The following is a 25,486-nucleotide window of genomic DNA, read 5'->3' on the forward strand; positions in this document are numbered from 1 at the left end:
CTCTCCCCATGAGCAGCGCATTCGACGACATCGCGAACGCCTTCCAGCCGGTGCCGGCCCCCGGACCGGGACGCACGCCGGGGAAGGTCGGCATGGCCGTTCTGCTGGTCCTCTGGACGGGGCTGGGAGTGCTGCCCTTCGTGGTCGCGGTGCCCGGCCTCAAGCTCGCGACGGGCTCCATCGGCGTCCCCGGAACGCTCACGGTCGTCTCGTGCGAGGACCTGGGCCGGGGCCGCTACGACTGCAAGGGCGCTTTCGCGCCCGACGGCGGCGGCGACGCGATCCCGGTCGACGCCTCACCCGACTCCACCGCCGGTGACGTCAGGCGGGCCCGGCTCACCCCCGAGGGCGACCGCGCCGTACCGACCGGCACCTCCGGTGTGCTGGCCGCGCTGACCATGCCCTTCCTCGGCGTCGGCGTGCTGGGCTTCCTGCCGTACGTCCTCCTCCACGTCTCCGGGGCGCGGCGGGGCCGCCGGGCCGCCGTGGTCCTCGGATGCCTCCTCACGCTCGTCTCGCTCGCCGGTGTGGTCGTCGGGATGGTCGCCGCCTACTCCTGAGCACGCCGAGGCGCGCACGCGCCCGGCGGCGTGTCCCGGCGCTCGTTCGGGAGACGGGCTGACGACAATCGTCGGATGGAGAAGATGACGGACGCCGAATGGCGTGAGTTCGTGATGACGGGGACGCGTACCGGCAAGCTCGGGGTGGTCAGGGCCGACGGCAGGCCGCACGTGACGCCGATCTGGTTCGTGCTCGACGGGGACGACGTGGTGTTCACCACCCACGAGAGCAGCGTCAAGGGCAGGAGCCTGCGGCGCGACCCCAGGGGGGTCCTGTGCGTGGACGACGAGACCCCGCCGTTCTCCTACGTCATGATCGAAGGCCTTGTCACCCTCTCCGCGGACGCGGACGAGCTGCTGAGGTGGGCCACCGAGATCGGCGGCCGGTACATGGGCCGCGAGCGCGCCCACGAGTTCGGCCGGCGCAACGGCGTACCGGGGGAGTGGCTGGTCAGGCTCCGCGTCGGCAGGGTCGTCGCCGGCCGCGACGTGGCGGACTGAGGATCCCACCGGACATCCCGTACGGCATTCGGGTGACCCCCGGCCGTGAGACCTCCGACGGCATGCGGGACGTCGTAGGGGCGAATCTGGTCGAAATTGGAATTTTTAAACACGGTGGTGAGCTGCTGAAAAGCCCGATTTAGGGTGTCATGCACTTATTTTGCTTGCATGGGTTCGCGTGAAGCGGGCACTGTTCCCCGCGCCCTGGACGGAGGACCACGACCGGGCGGTGGTCCTCGGTCTCGGCGGCGGGCGTAGGCACCCCTTCGACGCCCCCGCTGGTTCCGGATCAAACCAGATGGAGGACAAGGTGACGCGAACAAACCCCGGCAGTTCCAACGAGGTGTCGTCGAGCGGATCGGGCAGAGCACCCTGGCGCATTCCACGCCCGATGGTCCTCGCCACCGCCGTCGTGCTGGCGGCCTCGGGCGGCGTCGGGGTGTCCTCGGCGTCAGCGGCATCGCCGCCGCCCGTTCCCACGCCGCCGGAGACGCCGACTCCCAGCGTGACGGTGACGGTGAGCGAGACACCCACCCCGGATCCCACGCTGACCCCGACCCTGACGCCGACCCCGGGGCCCACCGCCACGACGCCGCCCAAGATACCGCCGGTGGCGTTCCCCGGCGCGCTGCACGGCGAGTTCGTGCTGCCGGCGAAGGACGGCTGCGGCTTCACGGTGTTCGCCCAGACGGGTGAGGCGATCGCTGTGGCGGAGGACTCGATCACGGTGCGAAGCCAGGACGGCTTCGAGAAGGTGTACGCGATCACCGATTCCACCAAGTCCCTCTCGGGACGGCGGGGCAACGTGGTCAGGCAGGGAGACTGGGTCTCGGTGACCGCCACGACGACGGGCGCCACGACCCCGGGTGAGACGATCCCGGGCGAGACGCCGCCGCCTGCCCCGACGCCGGGCGAGACGACGCCTGCCACGACGCCGACCGTCACAGCCCCGGGTGAGACGCCGCCGCCTGCCCCGACGCCGACCGCTACGACGCCGCCCGCCCCGGCGCCCGGTGAGACGATCCCGACCGCCCCGGCGCCCGGTGAGACGACGCCGGGCGAGACGACCACGGGCGAGACGGCGACGGCCGCCTACGTCTTCGACCTGACGCGGCCCAGCAGGAAGTTCTGGCGCGGCGGCGACTGGTGGTCCCTCAGCAAGTGGCGGATCGGCAAGTGGCGCGAGCCCAGCATCTGCCCCACGCCGCCCGCCGTGACCCCCACGGTGCCGCCTCCCGCGGAGACCCCGGCGCCCCCCACGGAGACCCCTCTCCCGCCCACGGAGACCCCGCTGCCTCCCACGGAGACGCCGATCGTCCCCACTCCCGAGCCGACCCCCACCGTGACGGAAACCCCGACCCCCACCCCGACTCCCTGAGCGTCCAGGGACCGGACGCGGCCGTCGCGCGCCCCTGACCCGTGGGGCCGCGCCGAGGATCCCGAAGCCGTCCAGCGCGAGGTGAGGGGCCCGGGGGGCCGATGACGCGCGGCTCGCGAGGGCGTCGCCCGGGTCTCCGATCGGAGACCCGGGCGACGCCGTTCCACGTCGCGACCGCCTCGGTGCCCCGAGCCGGGGCGCGGTCGCGGCACCCCCGGCGGTCACGAATCCGGTCTCCGCGGACTCCTCGAAGTCGTCATGCCCCGGTGCGTACGGGGAAGGTCACCACGGAGAGACCGTCCACGATCCCTGGAGGCGAATTGACCGCGAAATCCGGAACAGAGTCCGAATCCGTGATGTCTCCCAGCCGCTTCGACGCCCGGATCACCGCGGATCCGGACTCGGCCTGGCCGGCGGAACCGCGTCGTTACCGGCTGGTCGCGAGCCGCGCGTGCCCGTTCGCGAGCAGGGCCGTGGTGAGCCGCAGGCTGCTCGGCCTGGAGGACGCGATCTCGCTGGCCGTCGTCGACCCCATCCAGGACGACCGCGGCTGGAGCTTCGCCCTCGGCCCGGACGGCAGGGATCCCGTCCTCGGCTACCGCCACCTCAGCGAGGCGTACCTGGCCGCCGACCCGGAATACGACGGCGGGTTCAGCGTTCCCGCGATGGTCGACACGGCCACCGGGCGCCTGGTCACCAACGACTTCGACGCGATGACCCTGGACCTGGCGACCCAGTGGACGGCCCTCGCCCGCCCCGGCGCCCCGGATCTGTACCCCGAGCCGCTGCGCGCGGAGATCGACGAGCTGAACGAGCGGATCTTCCAGGACGTCAACATCGGGGTGTACGAGGCGGGCATGGCCACCACCCAGGAGGCGTACTCGCGGGCCTACGACGCGCTGTTCGCCCGCCTCGACGCGCTGGAGGAGCGGCTGCGGACCCGCCGCTACCTGGTCGGCGACACGATCACCGAGGCCGACATCCGGCTGTTCACCTCGCTGGTGCGCTTCGACGTGGTCTACCACGGGCACTTCCGGTGCAACCGCTCCAAGCTGACGGAGATGCCGGCGCTGTGGGCGTACGCGCGTGACCTGTTCCAGACCCCCGGCTTCGGCGACACGGTCGACTTCGACCACATCAAGCGTCACTACCACCTCGTTCTGGACGAGAGCAATCCCCATCACATCGTGCCCGGCGGCCCGGACCTGTCCGGATGGCTCGTCCCGCACGGCCGCGACGGTCTCGGCGGCAGGCCGTTCGGGGACGGCACCCCGCCGGGCCCGCCGCCCGCCGCGGAGGTCGTCCCGCCACGGGGACGGGCGGCCTGACGCCACCCCCCGCCGCGCCCCGGGGATCCTGAGGTCCCGGCCGTGTGCGGGGGTGGCGACCGGCCGGCACGGCGCCGCCGGACGGGTGGCGCCCGGCGCCGTTCAGCCCCGTTCAGCCCCGGTGCGGCCAGGCGCGGGCTCTGCCGGTGCTCCAGGCCCACGAGGCGATACCGACGCGGTTCCGCACCCCCAGCTTGCGCTGGATGCCGGCGATGTGGTTCTTGACCGTGCCGGGCGACAGGAACAGCTCCGCGGCGATCTCGGCGTTGGTCTTGCCCTGGGCGACGAGCAGGGCGACGTCGTCCTCGCGTTCGGTCAGCGCCGTGCCCCGGGGGACGTCCTCGGGCGACGGGCCGATCCGGCTGAGGAGCCGTACGGTGAGTTGCGGGCTGATGAGCACATCGCCGTTCACGGCCGCGCGTACGGCCTCGACCAGAAGGGCCGGGCCCGAGCGCTTGAGGACGAACCCGGCCGCGCCGTGGCTCAGCGCGGCGTACAGGTACTCGTCCAGTCCGAACGTGGTGACGACGACGACGCGGACGCCGGTGCCGGCCAGCGCGCGGGTCACCTCGATGCCGTCGGCGTGCGGCATCCGGATGTCGGCGAGCACCACGTCGGGGCGCAGGTGCCGGGCCGACTCGATGGCGGTGACGCCGTCGGCGGCCTCCGCGATGACGGTCATGTCCGGCTGGGCGTCGAGGATGAGACGGAAGGCGGTGCGGATGCCCTCCTGGTCGTCGGCGACGAGGATGCGGATCGACATGTCGCTCATCGTGCCAAGGGGATGCGGGCCGTGAGCGACCACCCTCCGCGTACGGGGGCCGCGTGCAGGAGGCCGCCCAGCGATCGGAGGTGCCGCGCCAGGACCGGCAGGCCGAAGCCGCCGCGTCCGCCCTCGCCCGGTCCGGTCACCCCGTCGTTCGTCACCGTGACCACGAGCGTGGCGGACTCCACCGTGACGGTGACGTCCACCACGGTGGCCTCGGGGGCGTGACGGCGCACGTTGGTCAGTGATTCGGCCACGACCCGGAACGCGGTGGCGGCCGTCTCCCGCGGCACCGTCTCGCCCACACCCGGGTCCATGTCCACGCGGACGCGTGCCCGCCCGGCCGCGGTGAACCGGGCGGCGAGTTCGGGCAGCTCGGCCAGGCCCGGGAGCGGTGACGTGGTCGCGAGCTCGTCCTCCCGCAGGATGAGGACGGTCCTGTCCAGCGCCGACATGGCCCGCTGACCGGCCTTCTCGACACGTTCGAGGGCGAGGAGCGCCTGTCCGGGATCGCCGGGACCGACCACCTGGCCGGCCTGCGCGTGCGCCACCATCTCGCTGATGTCATGGGCGACGAAGTCGTGCAGGTCTCCGGCCACCTGCAGCCGCAGGGCGGTGCGGACGTCGGTCACCGCGCGGACCCGCCGGGTGTCCAGGGAGCGCAGGTACGTCCCCGAACCGGCCGCGACCAGCGCGCCGACCGACCAGAACGCGCAGGCTCCCACCCCCTCCAGCAGGGACGAGGGCGTGATGAACCGCAGCAGGCAGACAGACGAGGCGAGGCCCGCGAGCGCACCGGCGGCCGCCGCCCGCCGTACCGGCGACCACCGGGCGTTCAGCGCGACCAGCAGCATGAGTGCCGCGCTCTCCGCCATTCCCGATATGCCGGCCTGCCAGGCGAGGGGAAGCCCCATCAGGCACGCCAGGGTGACGGCGAGGGACACGGCCGCGGCCACGCAGGTCACCGTGGCCAGGTGTGCCGGTGTCCGCGACCGGCCGCCGGCCGCCCAGACCAGGGCGGCCGTCACCGTCGTCGCCGCCGCCATGGCCGCCGCCCCGAAGACGGGCGAGGCACCGATCCCGGCCAGGACCACGGCGGCGACGGCGATCGCACGGGTACGCCCACGAAGACTCACCGGACCGACGATACGCAGGCGCCTGCGCCCGCCGCACCTGCCGTACGGCACGGTCACCGGGCGCGGAGACCGTCATCACCTGCCGAACGGCACATGGCCTGTCGCCCGCCGGGAGCACGATGCTGACCTCATGGCAACGACCACCGCTCCACCTTCGCCCATCCACCGGTCCGCCTGGCCGGGCTACGCGGCGGCCCTGTGGTCGCTCGGTTACGGCGCGCTCGGCCTGTCGTGGGCGCTCGGCGCGCCCGGCTTCCCCTGGGGGAGGTCCGATCCCGATCCCGACGGGGCACTGTCCATCCTCGCTCACGCCACCCCGGATCCCGGCGGTTGGTGGATCGTCGCCTTCTGCGTGCCGGCACTGTTCACCTCGCTGGCCCTGGCACGGACGGACGGACGTGAGCCCGCCGGCCGGGTGCCCCCGCTCCTCGCCTGGCCGATGGCCGTGCTGCTGATCCTGGTGATCCCCGACTCCAGGCCGATGATGGGGGTGGCCTACACCCCGCTGCTGCTGGTGGCGCCCCTTTTCGACCTGGAGCTGGGCGGCAGCACCTTGGCCGACCTCTGGCCGTGGCCGGTGGTCAACCAGGTGCTGTGCGTCGCCGGAGGGCTGCTGCTGGCCGCGGCGGCGCTGAACTACCGACGCCGCCGCCGGGAGGCCTGCGCCGCCTGCGGGCGTACCGGCCACGACGGGTGGACCGCCCCCGCCGCGGCGGCCCGCTGGGGCCGTGTCGCCGTCCACATCGCCGTCGCCGTACCCCTGGTGTACTGCGTGACCCGGTGGAGCTGGGCTCTCGGCATTCCGCTGGGGGTGCGCGGGGAGTTCCTGGAGGAGGGGACGAGGGACACCCCGGGCATCTGGCTGGCCGGCGCCTACCTGGCGACGTTCGGCGCCTGCGGAGGCCTGCTCACGCTGGGGCTGGTCCAGCGCTGGGGGGAGATCTTCCCCCGCTGGATCCCCGGCCTGCGCGGCAGGCGTGTCCCTCCGCTCCTCGCCGTCATCCCGGCCGGCCTCGTCGCGATCATCGTCACGGTCGCGGGACTGACCTACATCCGCTGGACCGTGGCCGGCCGTTTCGCCCTGGACGAATGGGGGGCCTGGCTCCCGGAGACCTTCTGGCCGATCTGGGGAGGGGCACTGGCCGCCGCCGCTCTCGCCTACCACCTGCGCAGGCGCGGCGGATGCCACCACTGCGGGCGGGGTCCGGTCCGGGCCGATGCCGTTCCCGCCTGAACGCGACGCCAGGGTCCCGAACCCGGGACCCTGGCGTCCGAGGTGGGCGGTACGGCCGGGCGAGCGGGCTGGTCTCGCCCACGCTCCTCAGCGTGTCGTCGAGATGTCTCTCGTGCTCCACCGTGTCGTGTCCCGTCAGGTGGCGGAAACACGCCACCCCGCAGAGGGCTCCCCGCCTCCGGGCCCCGCTCCCGGGCAGGACGGTTGAAGCCCCAGGTCATCCTCGTTTCGCCGAGCCGGGACCACGCGGATTCCCTCGCCTCACGCGGGTGCGAATGAAACTCTTGTAAATTTTTCTGTCCCTTATTACGAGCAAATGCAACATTTATTCATTACCCTCCCCGGAGGTTAGGGAGATCCCTTATCGCCCATTTTGCTTCCCCCCGCGGGCACCCCCTGCCCGTGAAGGAGATCGTGTGTTCACAGCCCGCCCCTGGCGAGTGGTCCTGATCGGGACCATCACCCTCGCCTCACTGATCCAGCAGAGTGTGGCGTACGGCGCCACACAGGCCTCGCCCGAGTTCGACAAGATCGACCGGGTGGTCCAGGCCGACCTGTCCACGGACGACAAGGCCACCTTCTGGGTGCGCCTGAAGGACGACGCCGACCTGCGGGCGGCGCGTACGGCGAAGACCAAGGCCGAGAAAGGCAAGGAGGTCTACCGGGCGAAGACGAAGACCGCCGCCGCCTCGCAGACGAACCTGCGCAAGCTCCTCAAGGCCGCACGCGCCGACTTCACCCCGTTCTGGATCGTCAACACCGTCAAGGTGACCGGCGACGCGAAACTGGCGGCCGAGATCGCCAAGCTCCCCGAGGTGACGGCGATCGAGCCGTCCCGGGTCGTCCGGCTGCCCGATCCGGAGCCGGCCAAGGAGGTCAAGGCCACCGCGGCCTCCGTCGAGTGGAACATCGACCGTATCAACGCCACCAAGGTGTGGGACGAACTCGGCGACCACGGCGAGGGCATCGTCATCGGGAGCATCGACAGTGGCGCGCAGTGGGACCACCCGGCGCTGGTCTCCGCCTATCGCGGCACGAAGCCCGGCGGCGGTGTCGACCACAACTACAACTGGGTCGACACGATAGGCGTATGCTCGGCCGGCGTGCCCTGTGACGACCTCGGCCACGGCACCCACACGATGGGCACCATGGTCGGTGGCGACGGCGGCGCCAACAACATCGGTGTCGCCCCCGGCGCCAAGTGGATCACCGCGAAGGCCTGCACGGTGAAGCCGAGGAGCTGCCCGAACGACGCGCTGCTCGCCGCCGGCCAGTGGATGCTCGCGCCCACCGATCTGAACCACCGGAACCCGCGTCCCGACCTCGCGCCTGACGTCATCAACAACTCCTGGGGCGGCGCCGGCCTCGACCTCTGGTACGACGAGATGGTCCGCGCCTGGGTCGCCGCCGGCATCTTCCCCACCTTCTCCAACGGGAACGAGGCCCTGAGGGCGCCCGTCACCTGTGAGAGCACCGGCAACCCCGGTGGGAACATCGCCGCCTACAGCGCCGGAGCGTTCGACTCCGAGGGGCGCATCGGGGAGTTCTCCTCGCGCGGTCCCGGCGAGAACGGCGAGATCAAGCCGAACATCACCGCGCCGGGCGTGAACGTCCGCTCGTCCTGGAACGACGGCGGCTACCGCCCCAACTCCGGCACGTCGATGGCCGGCCCGCACGTCGCCGCCACGGTGGCGCTGATGTGGTCGATGTCGCCCAGCCTGAAGAACGACGTCGAGAACACCCGCGCCCTGCTCGACGGGACCGCGGCCGACGTCGACGACACGAGCTGCGGCGGCACCGCCGCCGACAACCATGTCTGGGGCGAGGGCATGCTCGACGCCTACGCCGCGGTCAAGGCGACCCCGGCCGGGGAACTGGGCACGCTGGCCGGCACGGTCACCTCGGGCGGGTCCCCCCTGGCCGGCGCGACCATCGGCGTCTCCGGACCGGTGAGCCGTACGGTCACCACCGCGCAGGACGGGTCCTACACGCTGCCCCGCCTCCTGAGCGGCGACTACGAGATCACCTTCGGGAAGTTCGCCTACGACGAGGTCACCGCGACCGTCACCGTCACGACCGACCAGACGGTCACCCGGGACGCGTCGCTGGTGGCGCAGGCCCTGAGCACGGTGTCCGGGACGGTCACCAGCGTCGGCCTGCCTCAGGCCGGCGCCACGGTCGCCGCGGCGGGCACGCCGGCCGGCACGGTCACCGACGCCCAGGGCCACTACGAGCTCACGCTGCCCCGCCGGGGCTTCGACCTGAAGGTCACCGCGGGCTCGCGGTGCACGCAGGACGCCACCGTGCCCGTCACGGTGACCGGCGACCTGGTCAAGGACATCGAGCTGGCGAGCCACACCGACTCCTTCGGCCACACCTGCGGGAGCGGCACCGAGCCGTACGTCGAGGGCACCACCAAGGAGCGGCTCGGCGGCGACGACGAGAGCCAGATGATCACGCTGCCGTTCGCCTTCCCGTTCTACGGCAAGACCTACACCCGCGGCGCGGTCGCCACCAACGGGTTCCTGACCTTCGGTGCCAACACCTACGCCTTCCCGAGCAACGTCTCCCTGCCCGCCACCGGCGATTCCAACGCCTCCATCTACCCGTACTGGGAAGACCTGGCGATGTGGGACGACAGCGGGCTCTACACCGCCACCGTCGGCACCGCACCGCACCGCACCTTCGTCGTGGAGTGGCGCAACGTGCAGTTCTACGACAGCGACGACCACTTCTCGTTCGAGGCGTTGCTCGGTGAGGACGGTTCGATCGGGTTCCGCTACCGCGGAATCGACGCCCCCATCGAGGCGGGCACGACCGCGACGATCGGCATCGAGAACGCGGAGGGCACCGACGCCCTGCAGTACTCCTTCAAGACCGATCCTCTCCCCGCCATCGCCGACGGCCAGAGCCTGTCCTTCGCCGCCCGGGGGCACGGGCTGGTGACCGGCACCGTCACCGACGCCAACGACGGCGAGCCGCTGGCGGACGCGACGGTGAAGGTGGGCGACGTGGCCACCTTCACCACCGGAACCGACGGCACCTTCTTCGGGCAGGCCCCCGCCGGTGACCACCAGGTCGAGGTCTCCGGGGAGAACTACGGCACTGTCACCAAGCAGGTCACCGTCAAGGCCGGTGAGCGCAACCCGCTCGACACGGCCCTGGTCACCGGCCGGGTGACGGCGTCGACCGACGAGGTCACCCTCGTGATGCCGGCCTCCTCCACCAGGAAGGGCACGGTCGAGCTGTCCAACCTGGGGGCCGACGCGGCGTACACCGTCGAGATCGCCTCCGGCCAGACATGGCTGGGCGTGACCCCGGCCGGCGGGCAGATCGCGGCCCGCGGGTCCGTGACGCTGCAGGTCACCGCGTCCAGCGCGGGGGTCCAGCCCGGCAGCGTCCGCACCGGCGTGCTGGTCGTGCGCTCGGCGAGCGGCCGCAACCCGGCGTTCCCGATCAGCGTGTCCGTCGTGGTGCCGAAGTTCCAGGCCGCCATCGAGGCCGGCGGCTCCAAGGACGTCGTCGACGCCGTCGGCGACGTCTGGGCGGCCGACCGGAAGTACACGCCGGGCGGCTACGGCTACGTGGGCAACGGCGACAGGACGAGCACCTCCAGCGGGACCGTCGAGGGCACCACCGAGCAGGCGCTCTACGGGAGCGCCCGCGAGGACATGCGGGAGTACCGGTTCGACAAGGTGCCCACGGGGGTCTACACCGTCGAACTGGGCTTCGCCGAGACCCGGAACAAGCGTCCGGGCAAGCGGGTCTTCGACGTCGGCATCGAGGGCGAGCCCGCGATCTCGGCACTCGACCTCGCCCGGGAGGCCGGGGAGAACACCGCGGTCAGCCGCCAGTACACGGTGAAGGTCACCGACGGCCAGATCAACGTGGGCTTCACCGCGCGGACCGGCGATCCCATCGTCAACTCCATCCGTGTCAGCGAGCGTCCCGACAGGGCCGCCCGGTAGGCGCGATCCACACCCTCGACCGGCCCGTACCGCTCAGCGGGACGGGCCGGTTCCACGGTCGCCGGCTCGATCGCGGCAGCGCTGGTCTCCGCCTGCCGGGTGTGCCGCCGCTCACCGACGATGCCAAGTTCGCCGGCGCGACCGGGCACCGGGCGGAGACCCACCGCTACCCGCCACCGCTGGTGTAGATCCTCCTGCGATGCGTTGGCCCCCGGACGGCCCCCGGACGGCCCCCGGACGGCCCCCGGACGGCCCCCGGACGGCCCCCGGACGGCCCCCGGACGGCCCCCGGACGGCCCCCGGACGGCCCCCGGACGGCCCCCGGACGGCCCGCGGTGGGTTCCACCGGGTTCTCCATGATCTCGATCAGCACGGTCTGGCCGGGCCTGACGCGTCGAGGATGGATCGTGGATGAGCGGCGCCTTGGCCGACAGGACCGATGCCCGAGCCTCTGGATTCGAGACCCGGGCATCGCTTCGCCGTGAGGCGGTCACTCGGAAAAGCCCGGCGACGTGAGGCCGGGCCGCCGCCTTCCCGTCCGCGGAACGTCAGCCCATGTGCGGGTGGCGGTGGTCGACCGGCGGGACGGCGGTCACCGCATGGCGCATGCGGTCTCACCGCTCGCTGCGGGCGTGAGGTCCTTCATGGGGGCGCACGCCGTCGACGGCGAGTGCGAGCAGTCGGTCGGCCTCGGCTGCTCCCCCGGGTTCCTGTTCGGTGGCCAGCGAGATGGCGCTGACGAGTTTGAGCAGGTCGACGATGGCGACGTCGGGGCGGACGGCGTGCGCCTGGCGAGCACGCTCCAGCAGTTCGCCGCCGGCGTTCACGATCATCGTGTGGCAGGTGGTGCCCAGCGTCGGATCGCCGTCGTGGGCGCCGCGCATCAGCGACGCGGCCAGGCCGCGGTTGTGTTCAGCAGCAGATCATGGTTGTCGACGACGTCGGCGTGTTCGCCGCCCTGGCCTTCGCCCGCCCGGACGAGTGGATCGGCAGGGCGATCGACCTGGCCGGTGACGAGGTGACCCCACGGCGGATCGCCGAGGCCATCGGGGCGGCGATCGGGCGGCCCGTGCCGTACGTTCACCTTCCGATCGAGACGATCCGGCGGGCCGGCGAGGAGTTCGCCTTCGCCTGCGAGTGGCTCAACACGCTCGGCCGGCGGGCCGACATCTCTGCGGCGCGGCGAATCCACCCCGGCCTGATGGATCTGCACACCTGGCTGGAGCGGACCGGCGCCGCTCAGATCGAGGCCTTCTTCGAGGCCCGGCAGGAAGTATGAACGACCATGGACTCGATCTCGGGCGTATCGGGATCTGGGCGGGAGACCTCGGCGGCTACCTGGACGCGATGGACGCCGCCTCGTTCGGGCCGCCCGAGTCGCCGGTCACCCCACGCCGAGTGCTCGCCGCGCTGGGGCCGGAGCTGCTCGCCCTCGCCCGCGAGCGGGCCTGGGGGGCACACCCGCTCGGCATGCCGGTCGAGCACACCAGGACCGCCAGGACCCTGCTCGGTCCGGACGCGCTGCTGGCCGTCACCCAGCTCGTCGTTCTGGACCCGGACCGCTCCGCCACCGCAGGCCTGGCCCGCTCCCACGCCGCCGCGCTCCTTCCCAACCGCCGCGCACTGTTGCGGAACCTGGGGTTCGAGGACGTCGACTCCCTCGACGACCGGCTGGTCGACGCGCTGGTGAGTCGCGGGCCCGCCGATTCCATCGCGCACCGCGTAGAGGAGCATCTGGATGCCGGGGCCGACCACGTGAGTCTTTTCGTCGTCACCGCCACGCCGTCTGCCCCGCCCCTGCGCCAGTGGCGTGAACTCGCCGAACGACTTCTGATCTGACGTCAGTGATGAGCGACGCCCGGGTCTCGAATGCGAGAGCCGGGCATCGCCTTGCCGTGAGGGATCACTCGGGAAAGCCCGGCGACTTGAGGCCGGGCCGCTGTCACCCGCTCTGAGGAACGTCACCCCCGTACGCTCCCCGAACAATCGGCGGGACGGCCGCCTTCTCTGCGGCGTCCGAGGCCGGAGGGTCAGCCTGGGGTGAGGAAGTGGCCGTCGGTCCTGATGGCCTCGCCGGTGGTGTTGGTGTTGGCGGCCGAGCACAGGTAGACGATCATGCGTGCGGCGTCGTCGGGGTGGCTGACGCGCTTGGTCGCGGCGGCCTCGCCCGCCTTGTCGAGCAGGTGCTGCGGCATGGGTTTGTCCGCTGGGGTGAAGCCCGGCATGACGACGTTGGTGAGGATGCCGGCGGAGGCGAGTTCCCTGGACATCACCCGGGTGAGGCCGTGCAGGCCCGCCTTGGCGGCCACGTAGGAGACGTTGCCGGGAAAGCCGTCCTCGACCAGTCCTGTGGAGACGTTGACGATGCGGCCCCATCCGTTCGCCCGCATGTCGGCCAGCACGGCGCGGGCGAGCAGGTAGGGGCCGACCAGGTTCGCGGTCACCGACGTGGTGAAGCGCTCGGGCGGCGCGGTCTCGAACAGCTCGCCCGGCTCGGGCCAGTCCGGCCAGCGGACGGCGTTGTTGACCAGGACGTCGACCGGCCCGAGCCGGTCGCGGGCGTGCGTGACCGCGGCCTGTAGCGAGTCGGGGCGGCCGAGGTCGAGTCGCCAGGCGATCGCCTGGGCTCCGCGCTGTTCGGCCATGGCGACGGTCTCCTCCGCGGCCTGGAGGTTGGTGTGGTAGCCGACGGCGATGTGTGCCTTCTCCTCGGCGAAGGCCAGCGCGGTGGCCCTGCCGATGGCCGTGCTCGCGCCGGTCACCAGGACGACTTTTCCTGCGAGTCCGAGTTCCATGCGTTCTCCCGCGGGTGGTGGTCAGGTGAGGTTGTCGCGGACGGTGTGCAGCAGCCGGATGAGTCGCGCGGCGTCGGCCTCGCCGAGCCCGGCGCTCGCCCGGCTTTCCACCTGCGCCCACGCGGCCACGACGGCGTCGACCACGGCCTCGCCGCGTTCGGTCAGCCGCAACCGGGTCACCCGGCGATCGCCGGGGTCCGGGGCGCGCTCGACGAACCCGGCCCGTTCCATGCGGGTGATCGCTTTGGCGATGGTGGGCTGCTCGATGCCGATGCGCTGGACGAGGTCCGCCTGGGTGGTCTCGGGATTGTGGTGGAGGTCGACGATGAGAAGCTCCTGGCCCAGGTGCAGGCCGAGCTCGGCCATCCGGCGCTGCATCTCGGCGCGGTGCGCCCTGGTGACCTCGGCGAGGGCGTAGCCGATCGGCCCCTGTTCGGCCGCGACCTGCCGCCCGGCGGTCACGCCGGCACCGCCTGCCGGTCATCCGCGACGCGGGCGAGGACGCGCCGCCACAGCCGGGTGATGTCGTGTCGCGCCTCCTCCTCCGTCAGAACCCCGTCGGCGTCGATGTGGCGGTGGGCGAAGCCGACCGCCACATCGAAGTCGGAGAGCACCTCGGCGCCGACCCGCCGCAGCATGTCGCCGAGCTGCAACTGGGCGAAGACTCCGCCGAACCGGTTGGGGGACGCGCTCATCAGCACCACCGGCTTGCCCGCCAGCGGGCGCGGGGGCGCGAGGATCGACAGCCAGTCGACGAGGTCCTTCAGCTGCCCCGGGATGCCGCGGCTCAGCTCCGGCGTCACCAGCAGCAGCACGTCGGCCGTCGCCACGCGCTCGCGCAGGGCGCCGACGGCCTGGGGGAAGGGGCGGTCGCGGGTGGCGTCCAGGCGGGGAACCCGGGCGTGGTCGTCCCACACCTCCACCCGCAACGGGGCGTCCGCCAGCTGCTGCGCGGTTCGAAGGAGGGACCGGTTGTGCGACCCCTCCCGGGTGCTCCCGCAGATCGCCAACACGTCAACTATTTCCATAGTCGGCTATCTTATAGTCGGCTATGTAAATGCCGCAAACCCGCGGTTCCCGGAGCCCGGAGACGGCATTCCCGATCGGCCGGTCGCCATGAGCGGATGGTGGCAGCCTCGACGCGGCCGCGGCCCTGCTGGACGAGGGCGGCGTTCGCCGGAGGAGGTGCCGCACGCGACATCGTCTTCCTCCATCGCTTCCCCACCGGCTGGCCGGTGCGCGGCGCCGACTGCCGGCCCCCGGCTCATCGCCCGCAACAACCCCGCACTGGCCGTCTACCACATGCGTGATCCCGCCCAGGATCGCCCCATGTTGGAAGCGACGGCGTACATGCGGCTCAAGCGGCTACGGCTGGGGCGAATCCACGAGAGGTTCCTGGAAGAACGGCTCGCGCCCGGCGATTCCGGCTGTCGGCGGGACGGCCCGTCGCCTGACCCGATCCATCGCGACCGGATCAGGCGACGGGCCGTCCCCGGTCACGCCGGGGTGGGAGTCAGCCCTTGCCGCGCCCGCTGAGCGCGTCGCGGACGCGGTCGATCAGTCCCGCGCCGGGCGCCAGCAGCTTGTTGGCCGGCGGGGTGTCGGGCGCGGCGGGATGCGGCCGGGTGGGAGCCACTTTCTTGACCGCCGTGACCTTGCCGCCGAGCTCGCGCAGCTCCTCAGGGCCGGCGTGCTGAGCCAGCTTGGGGAACAGCTCACTCTCCTCCTCCTGGATGTGTGCGCGGATGTCGCTCATCAACCGGGTGAGGAGCTCGTCGAAGCGGGCGTCGGCGGTGTCGGTCTGTTCCAGTTCCTTCATCACCTCCTCGGCTTCGGCGTGCTCGGCGATCTCCCGGTCGGCCAGCGCGTCGCCGCCGGGGACGAACCGGCGGGTCGCCGGGTAAACATAGGCCTCCTCGGCGACGGAGTGGCGGACCAGCTCAATGATCACCTTCTCCGTCACGTCCCGGGTGCGTTCGTGGTCGCCGGTGCCGCGCAGCTTCTCCAATTCGGCGAACATCTGCTCCACCTCCCGATGGTCGGTGGTGAGAATGCTGATGACGTCATCACCGTGGTCTGGCATGGATCCTCCCCTTCGCAAGATGCGTGTCCTTCGCCTTACCCACCACCCCGAGGATGAACCGGTGGTCCGTTCCGGCGCGGCCGACGCCGTTCTTCCTGGTGAGCGAGCTGATCACGCCGAGGCGAGACCAGGTCCTCCCTGCCGGAGAAGGCGGTGACGCGGTCCGCGACACGGACTTCGAACGGCGGCGCGTACGGGTGCGGCCGGAGACTTATCGCCCGGAATGAGGTTGCGCACCCGCGGTCCCGTCTCCTCCACCACACCGACCGCATCATGGCGGAATGGGGATTCGACATGCCGGTCCGTGAAATGATCGACACTTATCCAGCCGACGTCGATCTGGACCGCGGCGGGCCGCCGACGCGGTGCGGGTGCCGGCCGGTTGCGCCCAGACGCGCACCGCCTGCGCCGACGAGCGCGCCCAGCACGCGGACATGCACGAGCACCGCCGCGTCCGCGCCGAGTCCCGCCGCCACGCCGGCCGTCAGGCGGAGATCCGGCGTCTGGCGGTGAACCGTGACGAAGTCACCGGTCAGTGGCCGACCGACCTTTATGTCCGCGAGGCGGGTTCTTGCCGGAAAATTGTTTTTTCGAGTCTGGGTAGTTCTGCGGCGAGACAGGAGATGGTGCGGAGCAGCCCGCCGACGGCCTCGGCCTTCGCCTTCCACCCGAGGCGGGGGCGGCCAGCGAGGTGTCGGGGCACCGGACGGCCGGATCGTCCCTAAGTGGCTGTTTATTGGAATACCTAAGAACTAACCCGCACCGTTCGGGGGCAACCCGTCTTCCTGGAGGTGCTCATTGTCGACCCGTCGTCCCGCCGCCGTGTTGTTCGACTGTGACGGAACCCTCGTCGAAGACATTCCCTGCAATTCCGATCTCGCCGAGCGCTGGCTGCGCCGCCCCGGGACGGGACGGACGTGCCCGCCGTCCACGTCGAGCACAACGCCCCGCCGGGAGACGTCCCGCGCACCCGGCACCCGCTGGCCGGCCGCGACGACAGATCGAAGCCATGCTGCTGGGCATGCCCGTGGTGGCGCTGGCCACCACGGAGGCCGTCGAGGCGGTTCCCGCGGAGCGGGAGTGATCTCGACCCGCGTCGACACGCTGGCCGCCGCCTTGGAGGACTTCGCCGCGGACCCGGCCTTGGCGGAACACGTGGGCAAGGCGGCCCGCGCCGCACTCGCCCACTACGGCCTCAGCCGCTTTCTGGCCGACTGGGACGACGTGCTCCGGAAGATCATCCGGGCTGTGAGCTGACCGCGATCGGCTGATCGCATTTCGGTGTTCATCGACGTTCGTCGGCGCCCGCCGTCCGCGGTACGGCGCTCACCGCCGTCATGTGGCGGCCTCGGTGGATCAGCGCGCCGCGCCACCGTCGCGTACGGCGGTTCTGCGGCGCCAATGGGGCCGTGGAGGACGGTTCTGGGCGTGGGCAAGATCGTCCGGGGAGAGAACGGCGACGCCCGGGACTCGGATTCACGAGTCCCGGGCGTCGCCGTCTTCCAGTCGTCCGGGTAGCCGGACTTCCTCAGGCCGGGCTCCTGCCGGCCGGACCGCGGAACGTCAGCCCATGTGCGGGTAGCGGTGGTCGACCGGAGGCACGAAGGTCTCCTTGACGGTCCGGGCGCTGACCCAGCGGGTCAGGTTGAGGATCGACCCGGCCTTGTCGTTGGTCCCCGACGCGCGGCCCCCGCCGAAGGGCTGCTGACCGACGACCGCGCCGGTCGGCTTGTCGTTGATGTAGAAGTTGCCCGCCGCGAAGCGCAGCCGCTCCGACGCCGAGGTGATCGCGTAGCGGTCCCTGGCGATGATCGAGCCGGTCAGCGCGTACGGCGAGACGCTCTCCATCTGGTCCAGGACCGTGTCGAAGTCCGCGTCGTCGTAGACGTGCACGCCGAGGATCGGGCCGAAGTACTCCTTGACGAAGATCTCGTCGGTGGGGTCGGCGGACTCCAGGATGGTCGGCCGCACGAAGTAGCCGGTCGAGTCGTCGTACGAGCCGGTCAGCACGTTGATCGAGTCGAGCGAGCGGGCCCGGTCGATCGCGGCCCTGTTCTTGGCGAACGCCCGCTCGTCGATGACCGCGCCCATGAAGGTCGACAGGTCCGCGGCCACGTCCCCGACGGTGAGCGACTCGGCGGTGCCCACGAGCTCGTCGCGGATCACCGACCAGACCGAGCGCGGCACGTACGCGCGGGAGGCGGCCGAGCACTTCTGCCCCTGGTACTCGAACGCGCCGCGGACCAGCGCGGTGGTGAGCGCCGCGGGGTCGGCCGAGGGGTGGGCGAGCACGAAGTCCTTGCCGCCGGTCTCACCGACCAGGCGCGGGTAGGACCGGTACGAGGCGATGTTGGCGCCGACCGTGGACCACAGGTGCTGGAAGGTCGGCGTGGAGCCGGTGAAGTGGATGGCCGCCAGCTCCGGGTGGGTCGTCGCGACCTCGGAGACGGCCGCGCCGTTGCCGGTCACCATGTTGATGACGCCCGGCGGGAGCCCCGCCTCCTCCAGCAGGCGCATGGTGAAGTGCGCGGAGAACTGCTGGGTGGGGGAGGGCTTCCAGACGACGACGTTGCCCATCAGGGCCGGCGCCGACGGCAGGTTCGCGGCGATGGCGGTGAAGTTGAACGGCGTGATCGCCAGGACGAAGCCCTCCAGCGGCCGGTACTCCATCCGGTTCCACACACCGGGCGAGGAGACCGGCTGGTCGCTGAGCAGCCGGCGCGCGAAGTCCACGTTGAAGCGCAGGAAGTCGATCAGCTCGCAGGCGGCGTCGATCTCCGCCTGCTGCGCGGACTTGGACTGGCCCAGGATCGTCGCGCCGTTCAGCGTCTGCCGGTACGGGCCGGCCAGCAGGTCCGCGGCCCGCAGGAAGATCGCGGCCCGCTCGTCGAACGGCATGGCGCGCCATGCGGGCGCCGCCCCCAGCGCCGCGTCGATCGCCGAGCGCACGTCGTCGGCGTTCGCGTCCGCCGTGCGGCCCAGCACCGAGGCGTGGTTGTGCGGCTGGACCACCTCGATCGAGGCGCCGCCGCCCATCCGCTGCTCGCCGCCGATCGTCATCGTCAGGTCGAGCTGGGCCCCGGCCAGCTCCTTGACGCGGTTCTCCAGCGCCGCGCGCTCGGCGCTGCCGGGCGCGTATCCGAGCACCGGCTCGTTGGACGGGGCGGGAACGGTGGAGATGGCATCCATTACTTGCCTCCAAGGGCACGAAGAAAGAAGGCGACGTTCGCCGGGCGCTCGGCCAGCCGGCGCATGAAGTAGCCGTACCAGTCGTCCCCGTACGGGATGTAGACGCGCACGGTGTGACCCGCTCCCGCCAGGGCCTGCTGCTTGTCGGCCCTGATCCCGTAGAGCATCTGGTACTCGTACTCGCCCTGGGACCTGGCGAACCGGTCGGCGAGCGTCTCGGTGATCGCGATCAACCGGTCGTCGTGCGTCGCCACCATCGGGTAGCCCGCGCCCGACATGAGGATGCGCAGGCAGCGCACGTAGGCCTTGTCGACCTCGTTCTTGCTCTGGTGCGCCACCGAGGCGGGCTCGGCGTAGGCGCCCTTGACCAGGCGCACCCGCGACCCCTCGTACGCCAGGTCACGGCAGTCGGCCTCGCTGCGGAAGAGGTAGGACTGCACGGCGACACCGGTGGAGGGGAAGTCCTCGCGCAACGCCCGCAGGGTCGCGAGCGTCGAGTCGACCGTGGTGTGGTCCTCCATGTCGAGGGTCACGCTCGCCCCGGAGGCGGCGGCCGCCTCGCAGATCTGCAGCGCGTTCTCCAAAGCGATCTTGTCGCCGTCGGCGCCGAGCGCCTGGCCGACCGCGGAGAGTTTCACCGACACCTCGGCCCGGTCCCCGAGCCCGAGCCCGTCCAGCGCGCCGAGCAGCGTGACGTAGGCCCCGGCCGTCTGGGTGGCGGCGGCGGAGTCCCGCGTCTCCTCACCCAGGTGGTCGACGGTGACGGCCAGGCCGGCGGCGGCGAGCCCGCGGATCGCCTCGACCGCCTCCCGGGGCGTCTCGCCCGCGACGAAGCGATCGACGACCTTGCGCGTCAGCGGCACGCCGGAGACCGTGCGCCGCACCAGCGGCAACCGGGATGCGCCGAGAAGGAGAGAACCGAGCATGTTCTCAGCCTAAAACCCCGGCTCGCGCGGCCGTCATGTGCATCTGCCACGATCAATGGGTGGGGCGTTCATACATATGTACGACAATGGTGGGGTGTTGCAGGAGACGGTAGACGAGATCGCCGCCAGGCTGGGCGCCTCGGCCACCCTGGAGGACCGGGCCTTCCAGCTCCTGGCCTACGCCGCGCAGAGCGGCGACATCGACGTGGTGCGCCAGGAGTCCATCCTGCGGCGCCGCGCGACGGACCAGGTGCGCGCCTACTTCGAGGGGTACGGCATCGCCGGGGCCCGCGGGCCGGTCCGCATCCCCGCCGACGCCGACCTGGGCGTGCTCGCGCGGGTGTGCGTGCCGCTGCGGCACCACGAGGTGACCTACGGCTACCTGTGGCTCCTCGACGACGGCACGCTCGGCGACGACGCCCTCGCCTCGGTCGGCGACCTGGTCTCCCGGGCCGCCACCGCCCTGGCGCAGGAGGCCCGCAGCCGCCAGGACCTGGGCGCGAACCTGCGGGAGCTGTTCTCCTCCGACGCCGAGGAACGCTCCCGGGCGCTGTCGCGGCTGGAGGACGTGCGCGGCCCGGTGGCGGCGATCGCCGCCCGCACCTCCCCGGACCGGGTCGCCGCCCTGTGGACGCTCCCGCGCGCCGTGCTCGCCGACCCCGCGTTCCCGGTACGGGGCGAGCCGCTGGTCGCCCTCCTGGTCCCGGCGGGCCAGGCGGAGGAACTGGCCGACCGGATCCAGGGCATGTACGCGACGGTGGTGGGCGTCGGCGCCCCCAGGGAAGAACCCGCGCAGGCCTGGCGAAGCTGGCGGGAGGCCGTGCACGCGCTCGGCGTCGCCGGCCGGGTGCCCGCGCTGGCCCCCGTCGCCACCTGGCCGGGGCTGGGCGTCTACCGGCTGCTCGCCCGGATGTCCCCGGCGGGGCTGCGAGAGCTGGCGGAGGAGATCGCCGGGCTGGGCGAGGACCCGGAGCTGGCCAGGACCGTGGAGGGCTACCTCGACCGCGCCGGCCACGTCCAGGAGACCGCCGGTGCGCTCGGCGTGCACCGCCAGACGCTCTACTACCGGCTGGCCAAGGCGGAACGGCTCACCGGCAGGGATCTGGCCGACGGCGAGGACCGCCTGCTCATCCACCTCGCCCTCAAGGCGGCCCACCTGCTCTGACCCACCGGCCTCACCGGGCTCCCGCCAGACGGCGGCTCAGGCTGTGGCTCAGGCTGTGGCTCAGGCTGTGGCTCAGACAGGGGCCCGGTAGACCTTCACCCAGTCCACGTACATGCTGACCGTCGGGGGAGTGGAGCGGTTGCGGCACGGCGACCACTCGTTGCACGTCACGTCGTTCTGGAGCGTCAGGTGCATGGAGCGGCTCCTCGGCACGTTCGGCCCCCGGTAGTCCCACACCTTCCTGCCGTCCAGCCAGAACGTCAGCCGTCCGGGCAGCCAGTCGACCGCGACCGTGTGCCACCGGGTGAAGTCGGCCCGCATCTGCCGCTGGGCCTGGGGCCGGTCGCCGCGGTGCACGAAGATCCCGCCCGACCTGCGGCTCGGGTCGATGATCTCGGCGAAGTCGACCTCCGCGTACTCCCCGCCGCCCTGGTCGGACGGCCAGAGCAGCGCCACCGGGGTGTAGCCCGCGCCGCGCTCGGCCCGCAGCCGCACCTCCCAGCGCCCGTACCGCTGCGCGCTGCGGGTCGCGATGCCCCCCGACAGGTCCCTGCCGCCGTAGAACCCGCCCTTGAGCCGCAGGACGCCGCCGCCCACGCTCGTGGCCCGCCCGGTGCGCGGGTTGGTCTCGGCGCCGGGGGAGTGGTAGACGACCCACCTGCGGCCGTCGACGCGGGTGCCGTCGAAGTTCTCCACCAGGACCGGGGCGCCCCATCCGGGAGCGGCGGACGGGCTCGCCTGCGCGGACGCGCCCGGCGCGGTCAGCGAGGAGAACGCGAGGGAGGCGGCCAGAACGCCCAGGAACGTGCCACGAATCGACATGGGAACATCAAAGCAACGATCGCACTCCAGTAACAGAGGTATCCCGTTTTCGCATACGCCCCACGGGTTCGGGGGGTGCCGTCCCGGCCCGGCTGTGCCACGATTCCGCACATGGACGACGTTGACGCCGTACGACGGGCGCTGGCCCGGCTGGTGGAGTCCGGTGAGCTCCGCGCCGAGCAGGTGGAGCCGGTCGCCCTCGCCGTCGGCGAGGCGCTGCGCGAGCCGGGAGCGGGAGACCGGGTCAGGTGGAGCGAGATCCTCGCGTACGTCGGCGGGGGGCTCGTCCTGGCCGGCGCCGCGGCCTTCGTCGCCCTGGGCTGGGACCGGATGACCCAGCCGGCGAGGATCACGGTCCTCGCCGTGGTCACGCTCCTGCTGCTCGCGGTGGCCGCGGGACTCGGTGCGGCGGCGCGGTCGGCGACCGGCAGGACGGCCGCCGTGCAGGGCAGGGTCGCCGCCACGCTCGCCGCGCTGGGCTCGGGCACGGCGGCCCTGTGCGCCGGGGTGGCGGTCGACCGCCACGAGGTGCTCGTCGCCGGCGTGGCCGGGCTGGTGGTCGCGGCGGCGGCCTACGCGCTGCTGCCCACCGCGATCGGCCTGCTGGCCTGCGGGGGTTTCGCCCTGCTCACGGTGACCGGCCTGATGGACGCCTCCGCCGGGGAGGGCCCCGGCTGGGGTCTGGCCTACGTCGCGCTGGGCGCGCTCATCCTGGTGGCCGCCCTCGCCGGGCTGCTCGTCCCGCGCGACCTGGGGCTGGGCATGGGCGCCGCCATCGCGATCTTCGGCGGCCAGTGGCCCGTCCTGTGGGACGGAGGCGCCTGGGGATACTGGCTGACCGCGGTGATCGCGCTGGCCTGCCTGGCGCTGTACGGGCGCCGGCGCACCTGGGTGCTGATCGTCAGTGGCGTGGCAGGGCTGACGCTCGCCGTCCCCGAGGCCGTCTGGGACTGGACGGACGGGGCCGTGGGCGGTGCGGTGATCCTGGTCGTGGCCGGGGTCGTCCTGCTGGCCGCCAGCGGTCTCGGCGTCGTCCTGCACCGCCGCGCGACCCGGTCGTAGACGTCGCGGGAGCCGGTCGCGGGACCGTGCGACCCGGTCCCCGGCGTCGAGGGAGCCGGTCGCAGGTGTCACGCGATTCGGTCGTGGGGCCCCGCGCGACCCGGTCACCACGTGTTCCGTACGCGAAAGACCGGAGGCCCTTTTCAGGACCCCCGGTCTCGGAGCGCGGCCCGCGGTGCCGGCCGGCGCGGTCAGCGGGCGGAGCCGGACAGCGCGTTCTCGTAGACGTGGACGAGCTCCTGGCTGATCCGCTCCCACGAGTAGCGGGACCGGGCGCGGTCGGCACCGGCGAAGCCGAGCGCGGTGCGACGGGTCGGGTCGGCGAGCAGCTCGCGGGTCAGGCGGGAGGTCTGCGCCGGGCGGTCGGCGGGCACCAGCAGGCCGGTCACCCCGTCCACCACGGAGTCGAGGTGGGCTCCCACCGCGGAGGCGATGACGGGAACGCCGCAGGCCATGGCCTCCAGCGCCACGACGCCTGCCGGCGCCTCCCTGGGCAGCGAGACGACCACGTCGGCGCTGCGCATCAGCTTGGCGACCGAGGAGTGCGGGATGTGACCGAGAACGGTGATCCGGTCGTCGACGCCGATCTCCTTGGCCAGCAGCATCATGCGGTGCGCGTCGGCGTCGTGCTCCAGGTCGACGGACGCGGGACCACCGGCGATGATCAGCTCGGCCTCGGGGATGCCCTCCAGCGCGCGGATCGCGGTGTGCACGCCCTTGTCGGCCGTGAGCGGGCCGACGTGCAGCAGGCGGGGCCGGGTGCCGCGGGCGGCGGCAGGACCCTGGCGGCGGAACCGCTCGACGTCGACGCCGCACGGGACGACCGAGATGTTGCGGCGCGGCACGCCCAGCCGGATCAGCGAGCTCTCCTCGTCGCCGCACCCGGCGATCACCGCGCTGGCCCGGCGCCCGATGGCCCGCTGCAGCCGGACCTTCTTGGCGTCGCGGGTGTTCTCGCTGCTGAAGGTCTGGGTGAACGGCACGTTGAGACCGTTCGCTCCGGCGATCGCGGCCAGCCCGCCGGTCCAGGAGTGCGCGTGGATGACGTCCGGGCGTTCCTGCCCCCAGCGGTGCATCAGCTGGTCGCCGAGGTCGGACAGGTAGGGCAGGACGCTGTCCTCGGGAAGGTTCTGCGCGGGCCCGGCGGTCAGGTTCTCCAGGGTGACGCCCTGCGACACGCGGACCTTGGACTTCTCCGAGTCGGAGTTCCTCCGGCTGTAGATCGTGACCTTGTGCTCGCGGCCGAGCTCACGGGCGACTGCCATCAGGTGAGCGCGCTGGGCGGCGAGGTCGGACTCGTCCTGGGTGGAGGAGAGAGCCTCGGAGGAGACGAATGCAATGTTCACGGCACACCTCTGGGAGGAGATTAGGCATGGAAAGCCTGTGATTCCTTCAGGGGTGCCTGCGTCTTAGGCACACGTCTGTATGAGGTCAACCATACCCCGATCTCCGCCAAAGCCAAACCCTTGTCAAGGAACCGGGCTCGCTAATAGGACCTGCTCTGCCGCGACTCCTCGGCCCTGGCACTCGGGACGTGCAGCTGGATCACGCATCCGTGCCGGTCATTGTGGATGTCGAGGCGGTCGCACAGCTGCCTGGCGATCCACAGGCCGTCGCCGGGGCCGGCCGCCGAACCCGGCGGGAGAAAGCCCGCGACCGGATCGGCGACACGCCCGCCCCGGCGGTCGACGTGACAGGTGATCGCGCCCAGCCGCTCCCACATCCGCACCGTCACGGGCGGCCCCAGCAGGGCGGCCACCTCGCAGGCGGCGACCGAGAGCAGCTTCGCGCGGTCGTGGCTCAGCCCCATGAAGGACGCGTGGCCGGTGACGAACACCCGCAGGGCGTGGAGCGTCTCCACGTGCGCGGCGGCCGAGTCACCCGGTGGTTCGAGGGGCGGGAAGGAGTCGCACTCGCCGATGAAGTCCGCGGGATCGGCGTACTCGGGGCAGGGCGTCATCGAGACGCCGTCCTCGGAGAGCGTGGGGTGGGTGCGCCGCGCGGTCGCCACCACCCCCGGATCCGCCGTCCTCTCGTCGTACGGGCAGATCATCCACACGTTGGTGGCGCGCAGCAGCAGGTTCAGGCCCGCCTCCATGCGCTGCCAGGCCCGCACGTCGGCGGGCGCGCGTCCGGCCCACACCGGTTCGGCGAGGATCCGCACGTGCCCGCCGCGCGGGGCCTCGGCGCCGCGCCGCTGCCAGTAGCGGTGGAAGGCGGTGGCACGTTCCACCGTCCGGCGGCCCAGGAACGCCGTCTCCGCGTAGTCGACCAGCCGGCCGTCCCTGCCCAGGGCGCCCCCGAGAAGCTCCAGGTTGGCCGAGGTGGTCGCGACCATCACCGGGTCGCCCTTGGCCAGCCCGTCCCGGACGAAGGGCAGCGCCATCGCCAGGAAGCCCCCGTCGGAGCCGTACACCGCGGCCTGGTGGATGGAGGTCATCCGAGCGTCCCGGACCCGGCCAGGCCGGGGAAGGAGGGGCGGGGACGCTCGCCCGGTTCGGTCCGACCCGAAGAGGGCCGATCCTGAAGCGATCCCATACCCCGCCCCACTTCGTCGGACACGGGCGCCGCCG

The 25,486-nt window shown here is 72.1% G+C and carries 22 protein-coding genes and 1 pseudogene; 11 read left to right on the plus strand and 12 right to left on the minus strand.

The features are described 5' to 3' along the window. The first annotated feature begins 8 nt into the window (after window positions 1-8). The 4 genes from ACTOQ3_RS04645 to ACTOQ3_RS04660 all read left to right on the plus strand — a co-directional run bounded on the left by ACTOQ3_RS04645 (window position 9) and on the right by ACTOQ3_RS04660 (window position 3,767). Window positions 9-560: a hypothetical protein gene (locus ACTOQ3_RS04645; protein ID WP_440082140.1), complete on the plus strand. Its 552-nt coding sequence runs from the start codon at window positions 9-11 to the stop codon at window positions 558-560. A 75-nt stretch (window positions 561-635) separates the two neighbouring features. Further along, the gene (locus ACTOQ3_RS04650) at window positions 636-1,061 is read left to right on the plus strand and encodes a PPOX class F420-dependent oxidoreductase (protein ID WP_440082141.1); all 426 of its coding nucleotides are present in this window, start codon (window positions 636-638) and stop codon (window positions 1,059-1,061) included. Window positions 1,062-1,239: 178 nt separating this feature from the next. Then, a complete protein-coding gene (locus tag ACTOQ3_RS04655; RefSeq protein ID WP_440082142.1) occupies window positions 1,240-2,439 on the plus strand; it encodes a hypothetical protein in 1,200 nt (399 codons plus the stop codon). A 356-nt stretch (window positions 2,440-2,795) separates the two neighbouring features. Further along, a complete protein-coding gene (locus tag ACTOQ3_RS04660; protein WP_440082189.1) occupies window positions 2,796-3,767 on the plus strand; it encodes a glutathione S-transferase family protein in 972 nt (323 codons plus the stop codon). Between the two features lie 112 nt (window positions 3,768-3,879). Here ACTOQ3_RS04660 and ACTOQ3_RS04665 read toward each other — a convergent pair whose 3' ends face one another. Both ACTOQ3_RS04665 and ACTOQ3_RS04670 read right to left on the minus strand, forming a co-directional pair. Beyond that, a complete protein-coding gene (locus ACTOQ3_RS04665; protein WP_440082143.1) occupies window positions 3,880-4,530 on the minus strand; it encodes a response regulator transcription factor in 651 nt (216 codons plus the stop codon). 5 nt (window positions 4,531-4,535) lie between these two features. Next, window positions 4,536-5,669, minus strand: a complete 1,134-nt coding sequence (locus ACTOQ3_RS04670) for a sensor histidine kinase (RefSeq protein WP_440082144.1) — start codon at window positions 5,667-5,669, stop codon at window positions 4,536-4,538. A gap of 130 nt (window positions 5,670-5,799) precedes the next feature. Here ACTOQ3_RS04670 and ACTOQ3_RS04675 point away from each other — a divergent pair, with 130 nt between their 5' ends. Then, window positions 5,800-6,903, plus strand: a complete 1,104-nt coding sequence (locus ACTOQ3_RS04675) for a hypothetical protein (protein ID WP_440082145.1) — start codon at window positions 5,800-5,802, stop codon at window positions 6,901-6,903. Window positions 6,904-7,319: 416 nt separating this feature from the next. Next, window positions 7,320-10,871: a S8 family serine peptidase gene (locus ACTOQ3_RS04680; protein WP_440082146.1), complete on the plus strand. Its 3,552-nt coding sequence runs from the start codon at window positions 7,320-7,322 to the stop codon at window positions 10,869-10,871. A 614-nt stretch (window positions 10,872-11,485) separates the two neighbouring features. Here the strand turns inward: ACTOQ3_RS04680 and ACTOQ3_RS04685 are convergent. Beyond that, a pseudogene (locus ACTOQ3_RS04685) lies at window positions 11,486-11,776 on the minus strand (TetR/AcrR family transcriptional regulator); the annotation flags it as partial. A 20-nt stretch (window positions 11,777-11,796) separates the two neighbouring features. Here ACTOQ3_RS04685 and ACTOQ3_RS04690 point away from each other — a divergent pair. Both ACTOQ3_RS04690 and ACTOQ3_RS04695 read left to right on the plus strand, forming a co-directional pair. Next, on the plus strand, window positions 11,797-12,150 hold the full coding sequence (locus ACTOQ3_RS04690) for an NmrA family NAD(P)-binding protein (protein ID WP_440082147.1): 354 nt from the start codon (window positions 11,797-11,799) through the stop codon (window positions 12,148-12,150). After that, on the plus strand, window positions 12,147-12,710 hold the full coding sequence (locus tag ACTOQ3_RS04695; RefSeq protein ID WP_440082148.1) for a hypothetical protein: 564 nt from the start codon (window positions 12,147-12,149) through the stop codon (window positions 12,708-12,710). Before ACTOQ3_RS04690 ends, ACTOQ3_RS04695 begins: the two co-directional genes overlap by 4 nt. Window positions 12,711-12,901: 191 nt before the next feature. On the opposite strand, the gene ACTOQ3_RS04700 is transcribed toward ACTOQ3_RS04695, so the two are convergent. The 4 genes from ACTOQ3_RS04700 to ACTOQ3_RS04715 form a co-directional block, all read right to left on the minus strand. Then, a complete protein-coding gene (locus tag ACTOQ3_RS04700; RefSeq protein ID WP_440082149.1) occupies window positions 12,902-13,666 on the minus strand; it encodes an SDR family NAD(P)-dependent oxidoreductase in 765 nt (254 codons plus the stop codon). A 21-nt stretch (window positions 13,667-13,687) separates the two neighbouring features. After that, a complete protein-coding gene (locus ACTOQ3_RS04705; RefSeq protein ID WP_362675992.1) occupies window positions 13,688-14,128 on the minus strand; it encodes a MarR family winged helix-turn-helix transcriptional regulator in 441 nt (146 codons plus the stop codon). After that, on the minus strand, window positions 14,125-14,694 hold the full coding sequence (locus tag ACTOQ3_RS04710; RefSeq protein ID WP_440082150.1) for an NADPH-dependent FMN reductase: 570 nt from the start codon (window positions 14,692-14,694) through the stop codon (window positions 14,125-14,127). The genes ACTOQ3_RS04705 and ACTOQ3_RS04710 overlap by 4 nt, the downstream gene beginning before the upstream one ends. A gap of 485 nt (window positions 14,695-15,179) precedes the next feature. After that, the gene (locus ACTOQ3_RS04715) at window positions 15,180-15,749 is read right to left on the minus strand and encodes a hemerythrin domain-containing protein (RefSeq protein ID WP_440082151.1); all 570 of its coding nucleotides are present in this window, start codon (window positions 15,747-15,749) and stop codon (window positions 15,180-15,182) included. Window positions 15,750-16,829: 1,080 nt separating this feature from the next. Between ACTOQ3_RS04715 and ACTOQ3_RS04720 the strand changes: the two genes are divergently transcribed. Next, entirely contained in the window at window positions 16,830-17,006 is a 177-nt protein-coding gene (locus ACTOQ3_RS04720) for a hypothetical protein (RefSeq protein WP_440082152.1), read from the plus strand. Between the two features lie 306 nt (window positions 17,007-17,312). Here the strand turns inward: ACTOQ3_RS04720 and pruA are convergent, their stop codons facing one another. Both pruA and ACTOQ3_RS04730 read right to left on the minus strand, forming a co-directional pair. Beyond that, on the minus strand, window positions 17,313-18,938 hold the full coding sequence (gene pruA, locus ACTOQ3_RS04725; RefSeq protein WP_440082153.1) for an L-glutamate gamma-semialdehyde dehydrogenase: 1,626 nt from the start codon (window positions 18,936-18,938) through the stop codon (window positions 17,313-17,315). After that, entirely contained in the window at window positions 18,938-19,864 is a 927-nt protein-coding gene (locus ACTOQ3_RS04730) for a proline dehydrogenase family protein (RefSeq protein WP_440082154.1), read from the minus strand. The genes pruA and ACTOQ3_RS04730 overlap by 1 nt, the downstream gene beginning before the upstream one ends. A gap of 94 nt (window positions 19,865-19,958) precedes the next feature. On the opposite strand from ACTOQ3_RS04730, the gene ACTOQ3_RS04735 reads away from it, so the two are divergent. Continuing rightward, on the plus strand, window positions 19,959-21,029 hold the full coding sequence (locus tag ACTOQ3_RS04735; protein ID WP_440082155.1) for a PucR family transcriptional regulator: 1,071 nt from the start codon (window positions 19,959-19,961) through the stop codon (window positions 21,027-21,029). A 72-nt stretch (window positions 21,030-21,101) separates the two neighbouring features. Here ACTOQ3_RS04735 and ACTOQ3_RS04740 read toward each other — a convergent pair whose 3' ends face one another. After that, entirely contained in the window at window positions 21,102-21,851 is a 750-nt protein-coding gene (locus tag ACTOQ3_RS04740) for a glycoside hydrolase family 16 protein (RefSeq protein ID WP_440082156.1), read from the minus strand. 111 nt (window positions 21,852-21,962) lie between these two features. On the opposite strand from ACTOQ3_RS04740, the gene ACTOQ3_RS04745 reads away from it, so the two are divergent. Further along, window positions 21,963-22,913: a hypothetical protein gene (locus ACTOQ3_RS04745; protein ID WP_440082157.1), complete on the plus strand. Its 951-nt coding sequence runs from the start codon at window positions 21,963-21,965 to the stop codon at window positions 22,911-22,913. A 191-nt stretch (window positions 22,914-23,104) separates the two neighbouring features. Here the strand turns inward: ACTOQ3_RS04745 and ACTOQ3_RS04750 are convergent, their stop codons facing one another. Both ACTOQ3_RS04750 and ACTOQ3_RS04755 read right to left on the minus strand, forming a co-directional pair. Beyond that, the gene (locus ACTOQ3_RS04750; protein WP_440082158.1) at window positions 23,105-24,259 is read right to left on the minus strand and encodes a glycosyltransferase; all 1,155 of its coding nucleotides are present in this window, start codon (window positions 24,257-24,259) and stop codon (window positions 23,105-23,107) included. Between the two features lie 140 nt (window positions 24,260-24,399). Continuing rightward, window positions 24,400-25,353, minus strand: a complete 954-nt coding sequence (locus ACTOQ3_RS04755) for an anti-sigma factor RsbA family regulatory protein (RefSeq protein WP_440082159.1) — start codon at window positions 25,351-25,353, stop codon at window positions 24,400-24,402. Window positions 25,354-25,486: the final 133 nt, after the last annotated feature.

The organism is Streptosporangium sp. LJ11 (assembly GCF_051918945.1).
Lineage (GTDB): Bacteria > Actinomycetota > Actinomycetes > Streptosporangiales > Streptosporangiaceae > Streptosporangium.

Excerpts from the sequence above, each read along its gene's own strand:
- ACTOQ3_RS04715 (WP_440082151.1), bottom strand. The coding sequence starts at position 15,749 with ATGCCAGACCACGGTGATGACGTCATCAGCATTCTCACCACCGACCAT.
- ACTOQ3_RS04650 (WP_440082141.1), top strand. The coding sequence starts at position 636 with ATGGAGAAGATGACGGACGCCGAATGGCGTGAGTTCGTGATGACGGGG.
- pruA (WP_440082153.1), bottom strand. The coding sequence starts at position 18,938 with ATGGATGCCATCTCCACCGTTCCCGCCCCGTCCAACGAGCCGGTGCTC.
- ACTOQ3_RS04755 (WP_440082159.1), bottom strand. The coding sequence starts at position 25,353 with ATGACCTCCATCCACCAGGCCGCGGTGTACGGCTCCGACGGGGGCTTC.
- ACTOQ3_RS04700 (WP_440082149.1), bottom strand. The coding sequence starts at position 13,666 with ATGGAACTCGGACTCGCAGGAAAAGTCGTCCTGGTGACCGGCGCGAGC.
- ACTOQ3_RS04675 (WP_440082145.1), top strand. The coding sequence starts at position 5,800 with ATGGCAACGACCACCGCTCCACCTTCGCCCATCCACCGGTCCGCCTGG.
- ACTOQ3_RS04645 (WP_440082140.1), top strand. The coding sequence starts at position 9 with ATGAGCAGCGCATTCGACGACATCGCGAACGCCTTCCAGCCGGTGCCG.
- ACTOQ3_RS04740 (WP_440082156.1), bottom strand. The coding sequence starts at position 21,851 with ATGTCGATTCGTGGCACGTTCCTGGGCGTTCTGGCCGCCTCCCTCGCG.
- ACTOQ3_RS04730 (WP_440082154.1), bottom strand. The coding sequence starts at position 19,864 with ATGCTCGGTTCTCTCCTTCTCGGCGCATCCCGGTTGCCGCTGGTGCGG.
- ACTOQ3_RS04660 (WP_440082189.1), top strand. The coding sequence starts at position 2,796 with ATGTCTCCCAGCCGCTTCGACGCCCGGATCACCGCGGATCCGGACTCG.
- ACTOQ3_RS04690 (WP_440082147.1), top strand. The coding sequence starts at position 11,797 with ATGGTTGTCGACGACGTCGGCGTGTTCGCCGCCCTGGCCTTCGCCCGC.
- ACTOQ3_RS04745 (WP_440082157.1), top strand. The coding sequence starts at position 21,963 with ATGGACGACGTTGACGCCGTACGACGGGCGCTGGCCCGGCTGGTGGAG.
- ACTOQ3_RS04665 (WP_440082143.1), bottom strand. The coding sequence starts at position 4,530 with ATGTCGATCCGCATCCTCGTCGCCGACGACCAGGAGGGCATCCGCACC.
- ACTOQ3_RS04710 (WP_440082150.1), bottom strand. The coding sequence starts at position 14,694 with ATGGAAATAGTTGACGTGTTGGCGATCTGCGGGAGCACCCGGGAGGGG.
- ACTOQ3_RS04695 (WP_440082148.1), top strand. The coding sequence starts at position 12,147 with ATGAACGACCATGGACTCGATCTCGGGCGTATCGGGATCTGGGCGGGA.